Source organism: Microvirga rosea, from assembly GCF_020595095.1.
GTDB lineage: Bacteria > Pseudomonadota > Alphaproteobacteria > Rhizobiales > Beijerinckiaceae > Microvirga > Microvirga rosea.
This window is the reverse complement of record NZ_JAJDOP010000025.1, coordinates 1-19,250: the sequence shown is the minus strand read 5'-3', so window position 1 is coordinate 19,250 and position 19,250 is coordinate 1. Positions and strand designations below refer to the sequence as shown.

General features: G+C 58.1%; 20 protein-coding genes and 1 pseudogene. 14 read left to right on the top strand and 7 right to left on the bottom strand.

Translation table 11 applies throughout. The annotated features are described in order from the left end of the window. Positions 1 to 527: autotransporter outer membrane beta-barrel domain-containing protein (locus tag LJD17_RS23690; protein WP_227386696.1), on the top strand; the 527-nt coding region annotated here is incomplete at its 5' end. A 153-nt stretch (positions 528 to 680) separates the two neighbouring features. On the opposite strand, the gene LJD17_RS23685 is transcribed toward LJD17_RS23690, so the two are convergent. Beyond that, positions 681 to 1,586: a LysR family transcriptional regulator gene (locus LJD17_RS23685; protein WP_227386694.1), complete on the bottom strand. Its 906-nt coding sequence runs from the start codon at positions 1,584 to 1,586 to the stop codon at positions 681 to 683. 154 nt (positions 1,587 to 1,740) lie between these two features. Here LJD17_RS23685 and LJD17_RS23680 point away from each other — a divergent pair, with 154 nt between their 5' ends. The 3 genes from LJD17_RS23680 (at position 1,741) to LJD17_RS23670 (ending at position 3,474) form a co-directional block, all read left to right on the top strand. Further along, positions 1,741 to 2,139 (top strand): RidA family protein, encoded by a 399-nt coding sequence (locus tag LJD17_RS23680; protein ID WP_227386692.1) that lies wholly within the window; start codon positions 1,741 to 1,743, stop codon positions 2,137 to 2,139. Between the two features lie 97 nt (positions 2,140 to 2,236). Continuing rightward, positions 2,237 to 2,587, top strand: a complete 351-nt coding sequence (locus tag LJD17_RS23675; protein WP_227386690.1) for an AraC family ligand binding domain-containing protein — start codon at positions 2,237 to 2,239, stop codon at positions 2,585 to 2,587. Positions 2,588 to 3,144: 557 nt separating this feature from the next. After that, complete coding sequence (locus LJD17_RS23670; RefSeq protein ID WP_319799728.1) at positions 3,145 to 3,474, top strand: SDR family oxidoreductase; 330 nt, start codon at positions 3,145 to 3,147, stop codon at positions 3,472 to 3,474. Between the two features lie 619 nt (positions 3,475 to 4,093). Here the strand turns inward: LJD17_RS23670 and LJD17_RS23665 are convergent. From LJD17_RS23665 to LJD17_RS23650, 4 genes are read right to left on the bottom strand one after another with little or no spacing between them, the layout of a single operon-like run. After that, the gene (locus LJD17_RS23665) at positions 4,094 to 4,987 is read right to left on the bottom strand and encodes an ABC transporter permease subunit (protein ID WP_227386688.1); all 894 of its coding nucleotides are present in this window, start codon (positions 4,985 to 4,987) and stop codon (positions 4,094 to 4,096) included. Then, positions 4,984 to 5,904, bottom strand: a complete 921-nt coding sequence (gene gsiC, locus LJD17_RS23660) for a glutathione ABC transporter permease GsiC (protein ID WP_227386686.1) — start codon at positions 5,902 to 5,904, stop codon at positions 4,984 to 4,986. The genes LJD17_RS23665 and gsiC overlap by 4 nt, the downstream gene beginning before the upstream one ends. A gap of 54 nt (positions 5,905 to 5,958) precedes the next feature. After that, positions 5,959 to 7,488, bottom strand: coding sequence for a glutathione ABC transporter substrate-binding protein (locus LJD17_RS23655; RefSeq protein ID WP_227386684.1), 1,530 nt, complete (start codon positions 7,486 to 7,488; stop codon positions 5,959 to 5,961). Between the two features lie 21 nt (positions 7,489 to 7,509). Then, positions 7,510 to 9,351 (bottom strand): ABC transporter ATP-binding protein, encoded by a 1,842-nt coding sequence (locus LJD17_RS23650; RefSeq protein ID WP_406600874.1) that lies wholly within the window; start codon positions 9,349 to 9,351, stop codon positions 7,510 to 7,512. Between the two features lie 1,032 nt (positions 9,352 to 10,383). On the opposite strand from LJD17_RS23650, the gene LJD17_RS23645 reads away from it, so the two are divergent. The 3 genes from LJD17_RS23645 to LJD17_RS23635 all read left to right on the top strand — a co-directional run bounded on the left by LJD17_RS23645 (position 10,384) and on the right by LJD17_RS23635 (position 12,685). After that, positions 10,384 to 10,596, top strand: a complete 213-nt coding sequence (locus tag LJD17_RS23645) for a hypothetical protein (RefSeq protein WP_227386680.1) — start codon at positions 10,384 to 10,386, stop codon at positions 10,594 to 10,596. A 173-nt stretch (positions 10,597 to 10,769) separates the two neighbouring features. After that, complete coding sequence (gene repC, locus LJD17_RS23640; RefSeq protein WP_227386678.1) at positions 10,770 to 11,918, top strand: plasmid replication protein RepC; 1,149 nt, start codon at positions 10,770 to 10,772, stop codon at positions 11,916 to 11,918. A gap of 188 nt (positions 11,919 to 12,106) precedes the next feature. After that, positions 12,107 to 12,685, top strand: a complete 579-nt coding sequence (locus LJD17_RS23635) for an AAA family ATPase (RefSeq protein ID WP_227386676.1) — start codon at positions 12,107 to 12,109, stop codon at positions 12,683 to 12,685. A gap of 237 nt (positions 12,686 to 12,922) precedes the next feature. Here the strand turns inward: LJD17_RS23635 and LJD17_RS23630 are convergent, their stop codons facing one another. After that, complete coding sequence (locus tag LJD17_RS23630) at positions 12,923 to 13,258, bottom strand: hypothetical protein (protein ID WP_227386674.1); 336 nt, start codon at positions 13,256 to 13,258, stop codon at positions 12,923 to 12,925. 808 nt (positions 13,259 to 14,066) lie between these two features. Between LJD17_RS23630 and LJD17_RS23625 the strand changes: the two genes are divergently transcribed. From LJD17_RS23625 to LJD17_RS23595, 7 genes are all read left to right on the top strand, one after another. Beyond that, the gene (locus LJD17_RS23625) at positions 14,067 to 14,450 is read left to right on the top strand and encodes a response regulator (RefSeq protein ID WP_227386672.1); all 384 of its coding nucleotides are present in this window, start codon (positions 14,067 to 14,069) and stop codon (positions 14,448 to 14,450) included. Between the two features lie 5 nt (positions 14,451 to 14,455). Further along, on the top strand, positions 14,456 to 15,160 hold the full coding sequence (locus LJD17_RS23620; protein ID WP_227386670.1) for a protein phosphatase CheZ: 705 nt from the start codon (positions 14,456 to 14,458) through the stop codon (positions 15,158 to 15,160). Positions 15,161 to 15,438: 278 nt separating this feature from the next. Beyond that, entirely contained in the window at positions 15,439 to 16,257 is an 819-nt protein-coding gene (locus LJD17_RS23615) for a hypothetical protein (protein ID WP_227386668.1), read from the top strand. A 38-nt stretch (positions 16,258 to 16,295) separates the two neighbouring features. Continuing rightward, positions 16,296 to 16,865 carry an F-box protein gene (locus tag LJD17_RS23610; RefSeq protein ID WP_227386666.1) on the top strand — a complete coding sequence of 190 codons (570 nt, stop codon included), beginning with the start codon at positions 16,296 to 16,298 and terminating at the stop codon, positions 16,863 to 16,865. A gap of 110 nt (positions 16,866 to 16,975) precedes the next feature. Next, entirely contained in the window at positions 16,976 to 17,650 is a 675-nt protein-coding gene (locus tag LJD17_RS23605) for an HAD family hydrolase (protein ID WP_227386664.1), read from the top strand. A gap of 247 nt (positions 17,651 to 17,897) precedes the next feature. Beyond that, positions 17,898 to 18,539 carry an HAD family hydrolase gene (locus LJD17_RS23600; protein WP_406600873.1) on the top strand — a complete coding sequence of 214 codons (642 nt, stop codon included), beginning with the start codon at positions 17,898 to 17,900 and terminating at the stop codon, positions 18,537 to 18,539. A gap of 103 nt (positions 18,540 to 18,642) precedes the next feature. After that, positions 18,643 to 18,909 carry a hypothetical protein gene (locus LJD17_RS23595; protein ID WP_227386660.1) on the top strand — a complete coding sequence of 89 codons (267 nt, stop codon included), beginning with the start codon at positions 18,643 to 18,645 and terminating at the stop codon, positions 18,907 to 18,909. 156 nt (positions 18,910 to 19,065) lie between these two features. Here the strand turns inward: LJD17_RS23595 and LJD17_RS23590 are convergent. Next, positions 19,066 to 19,250, bottom strand: a pseudogene (locus tag LJD17_RS23590) (5-aminolevulinate synthase); the annotation flags it as partial.

Here is a 19,250-nt window from a genome sequence, read left to right as displayed (position 1 = left end):
TCAGCCTCCCCGGCTATGCCGATGCCACCCGCGCCTCCTATGACGGCCGCACCCTGCAGGGCTTTGGCGAAGTCGGCTATCGCCTGGGCTGGGGCGCTCTGGCGCTGGAGCCGTTTGCCGGAGCCGCGCTGCTGCGGCTCGAGAGCGACGGGTTCCAGGAAAGCGGCGGCGCGGCGGCGTTGACCGGCTATGGCCGCAGCTATGAGCTGGGCACCACGACGCTGGGGGTGCGGGCGGAAGCGCGGCTGAGTGCCGAGATGCCGCTGACGGTGAAAGGGTTGATCGGCTGGCGGCATGCTTATGGCGATGTCGTGCCCGCCACGCTTCTGGCGTTTGCCGGCGGAGCGAGCCCGTTTGCGGTGTCGGGGGTGCCGGTGGACCGGGATGCGCTGGTGGCGGAAGCGGGGCTTTCCTGGCAGGCGTCGCAGGCGATCAGCTTAGGGATCAACTATGCCGGCCAGATCGGCGCGAGGGCGCAGGAGCACTCCCTCAAAGGCAACCTCACCTGGACCTTCGAAACGCGGTGAGCGTAGGCGTCAACAACAGCTGATTAGCGTGCCGCAATGTCGCCTCCTGGCACCTCGCGGAAGTAGGCTGGCAGTCTGCTCCAGCAAGGAGCGGCGGACGTTCCCGGAGTGCAGAGGATCGTCATTACCTGACCCGATGTAGACGTCCAGTGATTACCTGCTCTTTACCTGCCTGACATCCTTCACGACATCGAGAAATGCTCGCAGTGCCGGTGGGACAGCACGATGCCCTGGATAATAGATGGCCGCTTCCTCTGGCTCGTGCATCCAGGCGGACAGGACCCTGCGCAACCGCCCTTCCGCAAGGGCAGCTTCGGCCGCCCAGTTCGCCACATACGCAATACCCAGGCCCTGCCTAGCCGCCTCCACCATCAAGTCTTCGTCATCGAGGACGACGGGTCCGGTCGCATCGATGGTTAATTCCTGCCCGGCCCGCTCGAACTCCCATCGGTACAGCCTGCCGCTGGGCATGCGGTGGCCGATGCAGCGATGATGCTGCAGGTCCTCTGGGGTTTTCGGCTCACCAGCGCGATCGAGATAGGCTGGGGATGCGACGCAGACGAACTGTAGCGGTTTAGCAAGCGGTACCGCGATCATATCCTTGGGGATTGATCCGATGAGACGCACACCGGCATCAAAGCCCTCTGCCACGATATCGATCAACCGACCCTCGACCACGATGTCCACCGTCACGTCGGGAAACCGTTCCGCCATGTGAGGAAGGATATCATGGATGAGAGTGACCGCGGACACCCGTGGTGCATTGATCCGGACCGTGCCCGCCACCTTGCCTTGGAAGGCTGTGACGGAATCCAGCGCCTCATCCAGGGACGTGAGTGCCACCTGCAGGCGGCTGAGCAACTCAAGCCCGGCTTCGGTTGGCGAGACGCTGCGGGTGGTGCGGTTGAGGAGGCGCACGCCCAGCCGGTCCTCAAGGCTCCGCATCGCGTGGCTCAGCGTCGATGGGGCCGTACCGAGTTCGTCTGCCGCCCGGCGAAAGCTGCGATTGATGGCGACGGTGACAAAGGCGGTGAGATCGTTGAGGGAGGGGCGCATCATTGATGGCGATTTTGCATCAACCTATACCGATTTCAACGTCTAATCGCATGAACTAGGGGCCGCTATCTTCTGTTTAAGCAAGGCAGATCCCAGCACTCAATCGGGACGAGCCATTGTTCCGAGCTTTTAACCGATCTGAACACGGGAGAAGAGAATGCCCAAGCGCGATGCGATCTTCCCTGCCGGCCGGCAGGCGCTTTATGATATCAACCGCTACTCTGCTGCCATTCGATCCGACGATCTGCTCTTTGTCTCCGGTCAGGTCGGCAGCCGCGAGGACGGCTCACCCGAGCCTGACTTCGCGACGCAGGTGGAGCTTGCTTTCGCCAATCTTCGTGACGTTTTGCAGGCGGCAGGCTGCACGTTCGAAGACATCGTTGACGTGACGACGTTCCATACGGATCCTGAGAAACAGTTCGAGATCATCATGTCTGTCAAAGACAAAACGTTCTCTCAGAAACCCTATCCCAACTGGACTGCCGTTGGAGTGAACTGGCTCGCAGGCTTCGATTTCGAGATCAAGGTGATTGCACGGATCCCAGCGGCTGCCTGAACCATCGCCGCATTTGATCACGGGTTTGCGCAACTGCGTACCTCTGCGGCCGATCGTCTTTTCACATTGAGCGTCTAACACGGAATGGAGCTATTCGATGAATGTTTGGAAGTTTTCTATCGGCGACGCATCGTTCGAGCGTTCGCCTGGACAGGGTGGGGAGGTGTTCGCGGGCAATGTGATCGATCAGCGCCACGGCGGGCCGATTACCATCGGCTATGGCCGCTATGGTCCCAACCAGAGCATCGCCGAGACTCTTGCCGTGCACGACGTCATTGTGGTGCTGGAGGGTCGCCTGTCGGTCACCTCGAGTGCTGGCACAGTAACCGCCGGTCCGGGCGAGATCGTCTATATGCCTAAGGGCGAGGCGGTTACCATCAGGTCACATGAGCAGGGGGCTATCACCGCCTACGTCACATATCCGCACTGGCAGGAGGCGCATGACTGATCGGACTCGCATGCCTGGTCAGCAAGCCTTGATGAACGTCGATGTTCGAGCAGCCGTCACAAACCATTTTAAGTTCGCTCCTGGCACCTCTAAGACGCTAGCCCGGGACAGCTGTACTCAGGTAGCCGGACCTTCCAAATGAGGCAGAAATTTTAGCGTGTGACCCAAATCCGGACCTTTGACAGTGGGCTGCCTCGCTGCAGCCTTGGGCGCCGGTTTTGGTTCCGGGCGAGAATGGGATGTTCCCATTACTGTCATAGACAATAAGCCGATCGTCAGGCTCCTTGGGGAAGTTGGATCATTGCGGCCTGGTGCGGATGCCGGGTACGTTCCGTATAGGCTCTGATCAGCACTGTCCCGAAAAGTAGCCGGTTCATCGGGTAACCGAGCAGGGCTTCCGCATGGACCTGACTCCGGGCGCCAATCGCCAATCCCGGCCTTCGTGCAGGCCGCGGACCATGTTACCATCGCAAAGATCAGGCCTAATCCGAAGGATGGTCTAGGCGCACTACCGCACATGTTGAAGGCCGGCACTCTCGTGTTCAGCCCGCCGGACTATCCAGCGTACTTGCACGACTAGAGTCCGGGCGGCCAAAGCAGCGATCAACAGCTTTACGCGCACCTGGGCAGTGGAATTGGCCGAGACCGGCATCACCGTCAATGCGGTGGCGCCTGGTCCTATGGAAACCGCGTTGTTCCGTCGGAATACGCCTGTCGGCAGCGAGGCCGAGCGAAGCTTCCTTTCGCTCATCCCGATGCGGCGCCTCGGCAAGCCGGAAGAGATTGCTGCGGCCGTTGCCTTCCTGGTCTCGGAAGAGGCCGGTTACATCACCAGGCAGACCCTATTCGTCGATGGCGGTGGATCGATCGGAAGGGTGGCCATCTGACCGGAAGAATAGGGTGACAAGGAACTATGATCTTGCCTTCGCAGTGGCAGCACGGACGCTGCCGTTAGGATGCGGAGTAGGTCCGCTTGTGGCCCAGAGCGGTCGTTTGTCTCTTGGCCGCTTAAGCCTCAAGTCCGGACGCTACATCCGTGATGCTTGGTGAGGTTAGAGGCGGCCAGTCGACTGGCCGCCTCTACGTTTAGAATTCAACCTGCTCTGCAATCAGGAGGGCATCATTGACATCGATTCAGGATACGAGCGGTGCTTTCGATCTTTGTGTGGCTGAGCAGAGACTGGACGGCCCGGAGATTGCCTGTCCTTCGGTAGATCTTCGACGCTATGGTGCGCCGCAAGGTATGAGTGCCGGAGGGGAAGCGACTGAGACCGATCGCACAATGGCCGGATGCCAGCAGGCGGGCGTACTGGCGCATTATCATCGACCTCTGCCGATCGATCCGGCTCGGAATTGCGGCTCGCCTTTGTGCAGGTCCCTCTTCTCCAGCATGTGAACCGCACCCTGTACCGCGAAGTGATGGACTGGACCCTTGGTGAAATGGCGAATGGGCTCCTGCCTGTAAGGACGGCGTAGAGATCGGCAACTCGGCGGGAACTGCGGACGTCAGAGCTGGCTCAGCTTGGGATCGAGTGCATCTCGCAGCCCGTCGCCGAGGAGGTTGAAGGCAAGAACTGTCACGAAGATGGCCAATCCCGGAAAGAAGGTCAGATGGTCGGCAACGCCGATAAAGCTTCTGCCGGCCGAAAGCATGGCTCCCCATTCCGGAGTCGGAGGTTGTGCGCCAAGGCCAATGAAACTCAGGCTCGCAGCCGTCAGAATCGAGGTGCCAAAGCGCATCGAGAAGTACACAATCACGCTCGGCAAGGCTCCGGGCAGGATATGGCGAGCCATGAGGACGATATTGCGCACACCGATCGCTCGCGCGGCATCCACATAGACGGCTCGTTTGAGCGCCAGGGTGGAGCCTCGCACCAGCCTGGCGAAGACCGGAATGCTGAAGACGGCCACCGCCCAGATCACGTTCTCCACCCCTGGCCCGAGGATCGCCACGATGCCGATGGCGAGAAGGATGCCCGGAAAGGCGAGGAGGACATCGCAGATCCGCATGATGATACGGTCGATCCAGCCCTCATAAAAGCCGCTGAGCAGCCCCATCGCGATGCCGATGACGCCGCCAACGGTGACGGCCAGGAAGCCAACCATCAGCGAAATACCTGCCCCGTTAATGATGCGACTGAGAATGTCGCGGCCGTAGTCGTCCGTTCCGGCCCAGTGCAGCCAGGATGGTCCCTCAAGAACGTGGTCGTAATCTGGGGCTGCGGGATCGTAGGGTGCGATCCAGGGTGCCAAAAGGGCGACGGCAACGAGCAGCAGCAGGAACACACCCGAGGCGACGGCCAGCTTCTGCCGCCGGAATTTGCGCCAGAACTCGGACCAAGGTGTGCGGATCCGCTCGGCGGCCGACTTGGACGTGGAGGGCAGGGCGACGCTGTTCATCGATAGCGGATCTCCGGATTCACCAGCGCGTAAAGAACGTCGACGATGAGATTGATGAGGATGAATTCGAGCGAGAACAACAGGATCTCGGCCTGGATAACCGGATAGTCACGATAGGAGACCGAGTCCACGAGAAGGCGGCCGAGCCCCGGCCAGGCAAAAACGGTTTCAACAACGATAGAGCCACCGAGGAGGAAGCCGAACTGTAGCCCGACCATCGTGATGATTGGGATCAGGGCATTGCGAAGCACATGCTTCCACACGACGAGGTGTTCGAAAGCGCCCTTGGCCCGCGCCGTCCGGATGTAGTCCTCCCGGGCGATCTCAATGAAGGATGAGCGCGTAAAGCGGGCCATCACGGCGGCAACGCCCACGCCCAGGGTGATGGACGGGAGTACAAAATGCGCGAGCGTTCCGTAGCCGCTGGTCGGGAACCAGCCGAGCCGCACTGAGAACCAATCGATCAGAAGCAGGCCAAGCCAGAAGGACGGCAGAGATATCCCTGAAACAGCGACGAGCATGCCGCCATGATCCTGCCAGCGGCCCCGCTTGACGGCGGACAACACGCCGATGACAAGGCCGAACAGCGTGGCCCAAACCATACTGATAAGCGTGAGCCAAAGAGTCGGGAAGAACCGTTCGCCGATCTCCTCAGACACTGCGCGGCGCGTCTTTAGCGAAATGCCGAAGTCCCCATGCAGGATATTCCACACATAGGTGACGTACTGTTCCCATAGGGGCCGGTCGAGCCCGAGCGCCGCACGGACGGCGGCAATGTCTCGATCGGTTGCGTCCTGGCCCGCGACGAGACGGGCCGGATCGCCGGGCAAAAGATGTACAAACGCAAAGACAAGCACTGAGATAAGCAAAAGGACCGGCAGAATGCCGAGCAATCGGTGGATGAGATATCTGAACATGGCGCTTCGCGGACGATGCCCCGGAGCCGTGAAGAACTCCGGGGCTATATTTCGTCAGTTGAGTTCCGCTTCTTCGAGCAGAATGCCGCGATCGGGAAGATAGTACGCGCCCGCTAGCGACTTTGACTTGGCGGCAAGAAGGCGCTCCACACCGAGATAGATCCACGGAGCATTCTTCCATGCAGCTTCCTGAGCCTTCTTGTAGGCTTCGGCCCGCTTCCCGCTGTCGGCAGTTGCGATACCAGCCTTGATCCCGGCATCGGCGTCGGGGTTGCTGAAATAGGCGACGTTGAACATCTTCGGCGGGAAGCTCTCGCCGAACAAGAGTGGACGAAGCTGCCAGTCGGTGTCACCGGTCGAGGCGGACCAGCCGCCGTAGTAGAGCTGAACGGTCGTGTCTTCCGGCTTCGACACGCCCCAAATCTTCTGTGCTGCGACACCAGCTTCGAGCGGCGTGACCTTCACTTTGACGTTCACCTGCGCCAATTGCTGCTGGAGGAACTGCATCGCGCGGATTGAAGTCGTGCTGTTCCCGGCGAAGATCTCCGTTTCGAATCCGTCGGGATAGCCCGCTTCCTTCAGAAGCTCCTTCGCCTTGGCGACATCGTAAGGCCATTCGCCCTGCTTGACATAGAACGGCAGGCCTGGGGGCACGACCGAGTCCATCGGATCCATGTTGCCGTTATAGACGATTTTGGCATAGGCCCGCTTGTCGACGGCGTAATTCAGCGCCTGACGTACCCGAAGATCGTTGAACGGCTTCTTTAGGTTGTTCATCGCCACGTACCAGGTGACGATGGAGGGTTTGCTGATGATGTCGAGCTTCGGGCTCTTCTCGGCGACGGACACCATCTCTGGCGGCAGCGGATAGATGAACTGCGCCTCACCCGCTTGCAACATGGCAAGCCGCGAGCCGTTCTCCGGAACGCTCCGGAGGGTGACGCTGTCGACCTTTGGAAGCCCCTGCTTCCAATAGTTCTCGTTTTTGGCGACCTTCAGGGTATCGGCTTGCCAGCTCACGAACTTATAGGGACCCGTTCCGACCGGGTTGCGGTTCACCTCTTTGCCGTACTTCTCGAGCGCGGTCGGGCTGTGGATCATCGCGCCCGGATGCGCGAGATTGTTGATCATGGCGCCGAAAGGTTCCTTCAGCGTGAGCTTGATCGTCGAGTCGTCGACCACCGTGAACTGATTGACCATGTTCACAAGACTCGCACGGCTTAAGCGGTTCTCAGGATTGGCGAGGCGTTCGAAGTTGATCTTCACGGCCTGGGCGTTGAACGGCGTGCCGTCATGGAACTTTACGTTCTTGCGCAAGTGAATGGTGAATTCGGTCGCGTCGGCATTGGCCTCATAGCTCTCGGCGAGCACGGGCACGAGCTTCATGTCCTTGTCGAAGCCGAAGAGGCCCTGAAGAATGAGGCGCGACGCAGATTGCGACAGCGTGTCGTTGACGTTGTGGGGGTCAAGCCCGGTCAGGTTGTCCGGAACGCCAACCACAAGGTCCTTGGCCGCCAATGCCGGTGTCGAAACCGACAGCAGCAGCGCTCCCACTACGACGAGTCTCCTGAAATTGAACATCATTTCTCCTCCGGTTTATCACTGTTAGTACGCACCGACCGTATGCTTGGCGACGAAGTGAGTCGGTGAAACGGCGGCGAGCTTTTCGACGATCGGCTCATCGCCAACGCGCCGGGTCGGACTTGGAACCTCTCCGGTGATCAACTCGCGATCCCGGCTGCGCAGTCTCGGGTCAGCGATGGGAACAGCCGATAACAATCGTCGAGTGTAGGGATGCTGCGGATTCTCGAAGATATCCTGGCGCGACCCGATTTCTACGATCTGCCCGAGGTACATGACAGCAACCCGATGGCTGATCCGTTCAACCACGGCCATGTCGTGCGATATGAAAAGAAAGGCGACACCCAGCCGCTCCTGTAGATCCATCAACAGGTTGATGACCTGTGCCCGAATTGAGACGTCGAGGGCCGCAACCGATTCATCTGCGATCACGAGTCTCGGGTCCGAGGCAAGAGCACGCGCTATCGAAATGCGCTGACGCTGGCCTCCCGAGAACTCGTGCGGATAGCGTTCGGCATGCTCAGGAAGAAGCCCGACGAGGCTCAAGAGCTCAGCAACCCGCTCCCTTACGGCGGACCCGGACGCCAATCCATGGGTGACAATCGGTTCCGCAATGCTGAAACCTACCGTCAGACGCGGGTTCAGTGAGGCATAGGGATCTTGGAAAATATACTGGATCTTGCGGCGGAGACCGCGGCGCTCCGCGGCAGATAGCGCTGCGATATCGCGACCTTCGAACCAGATCGTACCGCTTGTAGGCTCGATGAGCTGCATGAGCGTGCGACCTGTCGTCGATTTGCCGCAACCTGACTCTCCGACAAGGGACAGCGTCTCGCCAGGCATGATGTCGAAGCTGACTTGTTCCACGGCGTGAACCCGCGCGACGACACGGCTGAAGATGCCTTTGTGGATATCGAACCGCGTGGCGAGATCACGCACGCTCAGAAGGGGTTCTGCGGCCGACTTTACCGTATTTTGCGGCGCCTCTGAGGCTGCGCTCCCCTTGCTGGGATCAACAAGTGGGAAGCGGGCCGGCAGACTGCACCCTTTCATCGCGCCGAGCCTGGGAACAGCGCTCAGAAGCGATTTCGTGTAAGGATGCTGGGGAGAGGTGAAGATCTCCTCGGTGGTCCCTTCCTCAACCTTGCGTCCCTTATACATCACGACCACCCGGTCAGCGATCTCGGCCACGACCCCCATGTCGTGGGTGATGAACATCATCGCCATGCCCATCTCTTCCTGCAACTGCTGCATCAGCCGCAGGATCTGGGCTTGAATCGTGACGTCCAGGGCAGTGGTCGGCTCGTCGGCGATAAGAAGACCGGGCCGGCAGGAGAGCGCCATAGCGATCATCACGCGCTGACGCATGCCGCCCGACAATTGATGTGGATGGACATCGAGCAGCCGCTTAGCCTCGGGAATCCGCACCTTCTCCAGAAGCCGGAGCGTCTCCGCACGCGCAGCGGCACGGTCCATATCCTGATGGAGGAGGATTGCCTCGCTAATCTGGTCGCCGATGGTGAAGACTGGATTGAGCGATGTCATCGGCTCTTGGAAGATCATCGCGATCTCGTCACCGCGCATCGGCCGGAGATCCGAGGGCAGGCCCTTCACAAGATCACGAACAGATCCGTCGCGGGTACGATAGAGCATATTTCCCCGGGCGATCCGGCCGCCTCCGTACTCGAGAAGACGCATGATACTCAGTGCTGTAACCGACTTCCCCGATCCGGATTCTCCAACCACTGCAAGGGTTTCTCGTGGCCTGATGTCAAAGCTGACACCATCGACGACGGTCACGGCACCGCGCTCAGTAGGGAACTCTACGGCCAAGTCGCGAACCGACAGCAATGCTTCACTGGCCATCATGTTTCCGAACGCCTCAGATTCAAATAAAACCTGCAACCCGAGAGCCTTCGGATTTCCCTACGATATAACAAGCTATTCCAGTCGCCTTGCTGTAGCGCCTGTTAGCCATCGGCGACTACTCCCGCATCGTCGCGTTCGCGAGACTACATGTCGTATCTTTCGAGAAGCAAATTCCGAAAATGGCATCCTCTATGCACCATTTGCATTATCGGCAGAGAACCGCGGAAGCACGCAAGAGTAATAACACACCCGCGAGTTGTGCTTTCAACGGCTTTCCAGTCGGAATAATGGAAACGATCCGGCATGAGGGCCCGCCTGATCGGCTGGTGTGTTGACAGGTGTCATTTCACAAGGAAGCTGTCGACCTTTGCATTTATGGTGCTGACAATCCCACGCCAGTTGCGAGGCTTCTTCCTAACGTTGGTGGGCCAGCGCTCGTAGGGCAGAAGCCGGAGCGGGTGTGGCGCATCTTTGTAGGTGTGGTTTCCCGCTGTTGCGGCCGCAGGCTCAAGCCTTAATCCGTCCTCGATAAACTCCTCGGCGGTGGAAACCGACTGTAATCGATGCGGTTGATGGATACTCAGCGAATACCTTCTCGTGCTGCACCCACGCGACCCGTCAGCAGATCCGTGTCCGGATCGACAAAGGCCTGCCACGTCCCCTGATGACCAACCGCCCTACGCAACTCTGACAATCCGTGGAGTTTTTCTCCAATATTCGAATCAGAGGCACGACGGTTAATAGAAATTAACCGGCTGATGTGACCCGCTTTAGAGTCATTCTCGAATCATTGTAGTCATCCATTTTTGCCTTTGACTTTCGCGAAAGAATCGCGTGCGCAAGTAAGAATCGATTGGAACCAGGGTTTTACCTGCGAATTGACTCGCCTTCGCGCCGGCTACAGCCCGTGCCTAAGCAGTTTTCCAACGGATTCAGTCTTATAGTGAATAAATACTTGACCACCCGACTCCACACTTAGCCGGGAATCGGTCATCACTCGATACGGCACGAGTGTAACAGGTGATCGCCATGCCCGATGGAAAGCACACCGAGCGCGTTCAGCGCTTTCGTAAGTCCCGCCGCGAACGGGGTGAGCGAGAGATGAACATCTGGGTGTCTGCACCGATAGGGGCCGCCATCGATCGCGAGATCGCACGGGGCCGCTACCGGTCACGGCAGGAAGCGTTCACCCATGCCCTCGAAGCCATGTTTGCTGAAAAGGACTGTAATGTCGTGACGTAAACTAGGCAAAGCAAAAGGCCCAGGAGCTGGACACTCCGGGGCCTTTGGAGACCCACCGAGGGGTGGGCGTAAGAAATGTGTAGCAGCTTTCTTATGCCATCCCGACAAGCTGAGTGTCAAGAGCATCGGTTTCGGTGAACGCTCCCGCTTTGCCCTCAACATGGAGGGACGCGATGCAAATCGCATCGTCAGGAGGCCGGCGGCTGAGACATGCCGCTCTGGCCGCGAGAGCATTTGCGCTCGAAGCAGAGCGCACAGTAACACGAAAAGAACTCGCCGCCGCCGCTTATGAGGCGGAGGTCGCCCTGGTCCTGCGCCCTTCGGCCAGGCAGATTCTGTCAGCTCTGGTTGCCAGCTGGGGAGAGCAGGCGTGGGAGCGGCTGCTGGTGTGGCCATCCAACGAGTATCTGGCCAACCGCACCGGTTATACCGAGCGCGCCATTCGCTTTGCACTCAACCACCTGATCGAGCAGGGGCTGATCATTCCCAAGGACTCCCCCAACGGGAAGCGGTATGCGGTCAAAGACCTCGCCGGAGAGATCATTGACGCCTTCGGCTTCGATCTGACCCCCGTCTATGCCCGGCGAGGGGAATGGGCCCGCTTGGTTGCCGAACAGAAGCAGGCTCGCGCTGAACGCAAGCGGCTGTTCGACGAGATCACGGTCTCGCGGCGGCAGACCGAAGCAGCGATCGAGGCGTTAGCGCTTCATCATCCAACAATCGACCGGACGGCCATCGAGGAGCAGCTTAAGAGCCTCCTGGAGCGCACGCCAAAGCGCTCGAGCCAGATGATGCCCCTCGACCTCGCAGAAGCTTGGGAGACTTTGAGGAAAACAGCTGAGAAACTCTTTTATGAGATGGGCAACGAGGGAATCCGATTCCGGCACAATGAATCAAACAACGAAGCTCCTAGCGAAACTTGTACAAGGGGCTTTCCGAAGAAAGCTGAGGCGGTTCTGCCAAAAGAACGACCCGCTGAGCACCTATCACCGGCTTTGATCATTGAAGCCTGTCCCGCCCTTAAGGATTACGGTCAGCCCATCCGGGACATCGGCGACATCGTCGCAGCAGGACGGTATTTGCGAGCCTCGCTTGGGGCTCACGAGAGTGCCTGGAACGAGGCGGTTGCCGATCTTGGGCCGATCGGCGCGGCGGTCGCCGTCCTCTACGTGCTGCAACTCTACGAGGATGACGTTGCCAGCGGTGCAAACCGGATCCGGAATCCGGGCGGGTACTACCGTGCCCTTGTCCGCATGGTGAAAGCCCGCAAACTGGATCTTGAAACTGAGCTCCTGGCCATGCGGAGACGGCGGATGTCGTAAGCGGTAAGGTCATTCCTTCAATTGCGCGATCGTCTCTGAACCGTAGGAGGTTTGACGGCGAACGCCCTCGTGGTCGATGTTGACGCGGTTCTCATTCGGCGAAGGCTTGAAGACAGCTGTCGCTGGTCGACGAGGCGTTTCGCGGCAAAGTTTCTCCAGTTTTCTGGGCAATTCCAACGGACCCGTATTTGAAGGAGTATTCCTCGATCATCGTCTTGAATGGCTGTCCTGGAGTGGGAAAGCTCACAATCGGCCAGGAACTGATCTCCAGAATATCAGGCCGCCTGCTGGACATTCACAGTGTCTACGATGTCGCCTTTGCTTTGACGAAATTTGGAACACCTACGTTCATCGAGACCCTCGAGAGGATCGAAGCAATCGCGTATGGTCTAATTCGAAAGCTTCCCGCGGAGGTCCCTGTCGTACTAACGACGGTGCTAGCAGGGAGCAGCGATTGGGGAGATGCAAAGTGGAAACATATTGTGGACCTCGGTCATGACCGAGCACCGTTATTCGTGGTGCATCTCCACTGTGATCTTGACGAGAACATCCGTCGTATCGAAGCAGCTGACCGAGCTGCGAAAAGGAAACCGCGCGATTCAGGAATGGCAAAGAGAAATCACGCAGAGGGTAAAGTTCTCGCAGGCATGGATGAGGCCAACTACCTACAGCTTGATGTTACAGAGCTGTCCCGACGAATGCCGCGCCCAAGATTGCGGAGTGGATCCGACACTCTCAGAGTTAGAGTGCAGCCTGGCCTTTTCTGAGACCACCGGTGTGGCTACCATCTCCGAACAACGAAACTTGCATGGTTCTATTATGCTAGTGCCGCTGTTAGCAGTTGTAGCTCTCGAGCCACATTGATTGTTCGTATCTTACCGGCGGTGACGTCCAGCCATTCAGGGGCCTGCTTTGCGAGGGCAGGATGTGAAACAACAGGTTTCGTTTTGCTGGATGTGGTGGCTTTTGGCCCGAGACCACTCGAACGGCCTTAGGGTTTAATTTCAGTCCGTCGCGGCCTGGCCCTGTTCGGCCATAAACTGCTTACAGCTCGGGAGTTCAGGTGAGGTTTTACAGAACGCGAGGGCGCGTTGGCGATGACCTTCCATAATTTTAGGGATATCGCCGCTGGCCGCCTGCATGCGTCGATAGTTTTCCATCATCACAGCAGTCTTGGCAAGGCCCGTAGGGTCTAGCTCTGCCGCTTGCATCGGTCCTGCCATCTCCTGGACTGCGTAGATTCTATCCATACCTTCGTCTGCGTCCGACGATGCAGGTTCTGCTGTCTGACAGCCCGCGAGCACGAGAAGCAGAAATGGAAGCAACTGGTATTTTTGCATGAATGTCCAACAGGTTCTATGGTGCGGCATGGCTAAACAATCGAGCCACCCAACAATTGTGGACCTCGCTGTCTGCGCCGCTTCATAGCGGATAAGATCACAAATGCAACGAAAAATCAGAACGTACGAGCCCAATTTGCGGAGTATAGTCAACTGACGGTCTATTGCGAAACTACTGCCTGCCAAACGTGAACGGATCCCAAAGCGTGGTCGAAGGTCCCGATGGTGGATGCCACTCGCGCAATCTTCCTCTAGCATGAGCAGATTGCACTTCTTGTCCCGCAAACTAGCTGGAACGTCACGACGATCTCGTTGCAGGCGGAAATCCTTCCGATCAACTATAACCTCCACGTCATCGATGCATCAGTGGGCTTTTTGCGTCGGATCCAGCTGCCCCCGCTTCAGATCGCGCGTGCCTGCGACCCATTCCAAATTCCCAAGAGTGCCCTGATTTACTTTAGAGGAGAGTTCTCCGATGGTGACATATATCTCAACGGATAACGCCAAATGTCGGGTGATGTAGCGGCGCGTTCGCTCCGTGCGCGCCTGTCTCGACCGGATCTGCCGCACACCCGTTGCAGGGTATCGTGTCCATCCTCGTACTCTAAGTGGCCACCAAGCAGCCTCTCACGCGCAAAGAGGTCGTCTCGGCCCTAGGAACTGTGCCGGATTGAGTTGTTGAGCGAGGTTACAAAACCCGGGCCAGCAGCGCTGGCGATCTAAATGATGGAATCCGCTTGTCGCATTTACGACGTTGCAACCGCTTGGTCCTTAAAGTGCGGTCTCGCACCTATTCATCGGTAATATTATGGCATTGGACCTTTCAATTCCCGTTCTTGTGGTCGACGACTACCAAACCATGATCCGCATCATCCGAAACCTCCTCAAGCAGATCGGCTTCACAAATGTCGACGATGCGGGCGACGGCTCGGCCGCTCTCGCCAAGCTGCGGGAGAAACAGTATGCGCTCGTCATATCCGACTGGAACATGGCTCCGATGACCGGATACGAGCTTCTACAGGAAGTCCGCGCCGATCCATCCCTGGCCACCCTGCCGTTCATCATGGTCACGGCGGAAGCCAAGACCGACAATGTCATCGCGGCCAAGAAGGCCGGCGTCAGCAACTATATGGTCAAGCCGTTCAACGCCCAGACGCTCCAGGCGAAGATCGCGGCTGTCTTCGGAGAGTAAACCCTATGAATTCGAGCGGTAAGATCTTTCAGATCGAGCAGTATCTTCCACCGGCCTCCGCCAATGGCGGGGAGGGGGAGCGGCACGCCGAGATCATAGCGGAACTGGCCGCTCTGCGGGGGCTGATCGAACCAACGAGCGAGGCATCAAAGGCGTTGCTCGAGAACCTTCAGCATGACATGCAGGAGGCCTTCCGGCTCAAGGCAGAGCTCGACGCCATCATGGGGTCCATCGTTCGCACGAAGGCGGAAATCGCAACGCTGCATTATGCCGGTGCCCAGGGGCGAGAGATCAGCACCGCCACGGACGAGCTCGGCGCCGTGGTCATGGGTACCGAGGCGGCAACACACACCATCCTGGAAGCCGCCGAGAGCATCGACGCCATCGCGGCGGACCTCTCCGGCCAACTGACCGGAATCCAAGCTGAGGCCATCCAGGCCATATCGGACAAGGTCGTGACGATCTTCGAGGCTTGTAATTTCCAAGACATTACCGGCCAGCGCATCGGCAAAGTGATCAGCTCGATGCGGTTTGTCGAGGATCGCGTCGGTCGGATGATCGAGATCTGGGGCGGTATCGAGAGCTTTAATGACGTTGCACCTGAGGTCGATCCCAATCGGGAAGGCGACCGCGCACTCCTCAATGGGCCGGCGCTGGACGTCGACCCTGACAAAACCTCCCAAGACGAGATCGACGCACTCTTCAACTAACCGCAATCGACGCCGTCACGGTCAACCCCCCCCACAAATCAACAGGCGCTGTTCGAGGATTCGAGCGGCGCCTTTTCTTTTGCGAACGGCCTGAGGTGCGGCACCGAACGGATCTTTGCCCGCCTGTCATCCATCGCCAGGCCAATCATGGGCCTCAATGCGCCCGCATTGAGCGTGATAGCCAATCGATGCAAGTTTTGGACATTGCACTTTCAAGAGCTAGTTTTATCATCTCGTAGCAGCTCTTCAGGGAGCTCGATCATCAATCCGGAGGTACAATGGAGTTCTACTTATCCGACGAAATCGAGTGGCAACCGGCATCCGGGCTTCTCGACAACAACCAGAAGGCTCTTATCAGGTTGCGTGCGCACGTAAAGGTGAGCCGCTTCGAGACGCTACCCACCTTTGTCAACGTCGATCTCCAAGGCTCGTCGGTAGTCCCATCGATAAACGGGAAGCTTGTGAAGGACGACGCAAAGACAGGGCGCTATTGGTTTACGGAGCGCGTCGATGTCGAGATTTCCCTTGGTGATGCTGAACACACAGAGGTTTACACTTCGTCCCCGCCCGCCCAGCAGGGTTCATACTCGGTGACGAGCTCCACCCAGATAGGGATCAATCTGAGTGCCGGAACCTTCGGTGAAACGCTGGTCAACCAGCCTGGCATTACATACGCGGTCGGCACGTCATTCAGCCGGAACTTATCGGACTTTCGCATTCAGCCCTATTCGGTGCACAATGTGGCAAAGCGTACGTATGTCATGAGCGCATCTCGCGGCGGGGAATACAATGAACCGCTAGATCTGTATGACCACTCGGTATCGCTGTTCAACAACTGGCACCCTCTCGCGGACCTGGCCATCGCTGAGTTCGGCTTGGCCGACAACGTCCTGTTTATGAGCCGCACAAACAACGACAGCGGAGAGCGAGAGCTTAAAATCGCCGTAACTCATCATTTGAGGGGGGTATACGGCATCAAGCCAGCACTCCTCGAGGTCATCGGGGTTCCCGCCGAAACAAGAACAGTCGAGACGTTTCAGCGCACTCTGTCAAAAACACATAAGATCAAGCTCGCTGATGCCTTCCTGCTCAGCTGATCCGATAGCACAGCTCTAGAACCGCATTGGGAGATGTCATGAGCGGAGGCATTGGCAGACTACTCGAATTGCCGCTAGAAAAGTTGCACGAGATTATCCAGTTCCTGCCACCGGAATCGATGGTGAAGGTTCGAGAGACATCTCCATCCTTGAAAGCCATCGTCGACGCCGTGGTGGGAGAGGCTCGGTTCACGGACGCATATGGCGATCGAGTCAGTGAAAATATATCCGTCGGCCAGCGCCTTGAGCTGTGGGCTAACGGCTTTATCGGCAACGCTGCCTGGCCGCCCCGAACAAGACCTGAGACGCAGAACCAGATCGTGCAGGCCTTTGATAAAATTCTCGGGCAATTGAACAATCAAGAGCGCTCCAGTTGGCTCAGTGCATCACTCGACTACGCGGATAACGCGACGCCTAATCTCAAAGTCGACACCCGTGGCAGGATTTCGATCTACGTGCAGCACCTTAGAGATCATCATCGCCTGGTAGACGTGAACGGCAATGTCATTGACACTGCCATGCCAGGGAGAGAGATCATTAACCGCATGATCCATGGCGAGTTTGACTGGCTCCCTCCGCCTCCCCCGGCGCCTCCTCCACCTCAATAGCGAGAAATGTCGCAGAGGCGGCGGATGTCCTAAACATTGAGGTGGAGACAGAATCTGAGATAATTGGAAAACCCCGTTCTTTGGATGAGGCAGGTTATGGAACACATGGTATGAGCGAGCGGCTCTACAGCTCCCCTGCGGCTGTCATATTCGATATGGACGGTCTGCTTCTCGACACCGAGACTCTTTACCGGGATGCCATCGTGTCCTCCTGTTGGGAGCTGGGATATTCCATACTTCCTGAAACCCACCTCTCCATGATTGGCGTCCCGACCGACCGGGTGAACGAGATCCTGCTGGACAGTTTTGGACCCGACTTCCCACTGGTGAGGTTCTATGGGCTCTGCTCAATCTACGTTAACACCCGATGCCGGGAGGGGATCCCCATCAAGCCAGGAGCTCACGATCTCCTAAAGGCCCTGAAAGCCAAGGGGGTTCCGACGGCCGTCGCCACATCGACAGACAGAAAGACGACGACCCATCACCTGAAGAACATAGGATTCTTAGATCTCCTCGATACCGTTGTTACCCGTGACGACGTCCAGCACCACAAGCCTCATCCGGAAACGTATCTCGCAGCGGCCGACCGGCTCGAGGTCGATCCGGTCGCCTGCTGGGCTCTAGAGGACTCTTACAATGGGGTCCGCAGTGCCCACGCCGCAGGCATGGCGACGATCATGATCCCGGACCTCCTTCAACCCACAGAGGAGATCTCCAGCCTGTGCGTGGCGGTGATGCCAACACTGCAAACGGTAAGAGAGCTTGTCGAGCGGACACTGATATGAAGTGCTGGATTGTGATAGAGCTCTTATCCGCCACATGATCTGTGTTTCAACCAGGTCGTTCAGAGAAACTGATACAGGCGGCCAGTTATTTGACTGGATGGCATAAGTCGGGCGGTCTGAAGATGTAGCAACTCAGACAACCAGAGAAGCATGTACCGTTTTTGCGCTAGCTGCTTTTGGAATGCTTGTGAACGATCGGGTTCACCTCCAATTTCTGTTTCGGTTCTAGGCTGAGGGAGGCTTAGTTATTAAAGCTCTCATGGTTGATGTTGATGGGGTTCTCGTCCGCGGCAGGCCCGCAGACGGCCGACACTGGTCGGCGTCGCTCGAAACCGACCTGGGTCTGCGGCCGGAAGATCTGCATCGCGAGTTTTTTGCCAAGCATTGGAATGACGTCGTGATCGGACGCGCCAAGCTGGAGGATCGACTCCTTGCAGCACTGCGACACATTGCTCCTCACGTTACCGTGGAGCGGCTCATCGAATACTGGTTTGCTCACGACGCATGCCTCGATCGCCGGTTGCTGCAGGATCTTCAAGCACTTCGCTCTTGGGGCTATCAGGTCTATCTAGCCACCAACCAGGAGCACCGGCGTGCGCAGTACCTCATGGGCACACTCGGCTTGGCGAGTGTTGTCGATGGCATCCAGTACTCGGCCCAGATCGGCGCAAAGAAACCCAGCGCTGCCTTCTTCGAGGGGGCCGCTTCAGCGGTAGGTTTGTTGCCAGCGGATATCCTCCTCATCGACGATACACTCGAGAACGTTCGCACAGCTCAGGCCTGTGGCTGGCAGGGAGTTCTTTGGAGCGGTAAGGAGTCTCTGTTCGATGTGCTCAAAGGGCAGTTGCCGGGTCGGGCCATCCCACTCCAAAACTCGACCGGGTCCTGAAGTTATTCGGGGGTCCGTTCTGGTCTGGCCGTAAGCCGTGTCGAAACCTGCGTCTCAAAGGTTAATACTCCCTAGCTCCATGCTTCTGAGAACCATCCCCCCAATGCTCGTCTTCGTATGGTACACCAGTGCAGCCGCCGCCGCCACAATTGCTGGCCGGGCCAGCGTCATGGACGACGACACCACCGAGATCCGTGGTCAGCGCATTCGCCTGCATGGGATCGACGCGCAGGAGAGCTCGCAGACCTGCAAGGACGCCGGCGCAGATTATCTCTGTGTCCGTCAGGGGCGCTTGCGCTTGCCGACAAGATCGGCGCGGCTCTCGTTTCCTGCTCCTCGCGAGACCGGGACCGCTATGGACGCACGATAGGGATAGGAAGTCGTGGTATCTTCGTTTCCAAGCCAAGGTTCAAGGTATCGATTCAGTTGCATTGAAGCGTCGGGCAGCCCACTATGATGAATGCAGATTCATGCAGGTCGGTAGTGCTTGGCCCTGAGCTGCCTCGAGCACAGATACGCTGTCGGTTCAGAAACTGCTTTGACACTCACAAAATTCCGCTGCGGCGATTTGGGAGGCGAGGGGTAGGCTCAAAGCGGTCCAGACTTCCACCAGGGCGCGGGCAAGCGCATCGATGTGCACGTCCGTATGGAACGGGCCGGGCGTGATCCGCAGGCGTTCGGTGCCCCGCGGGACCGTCGGATAGTTGATCG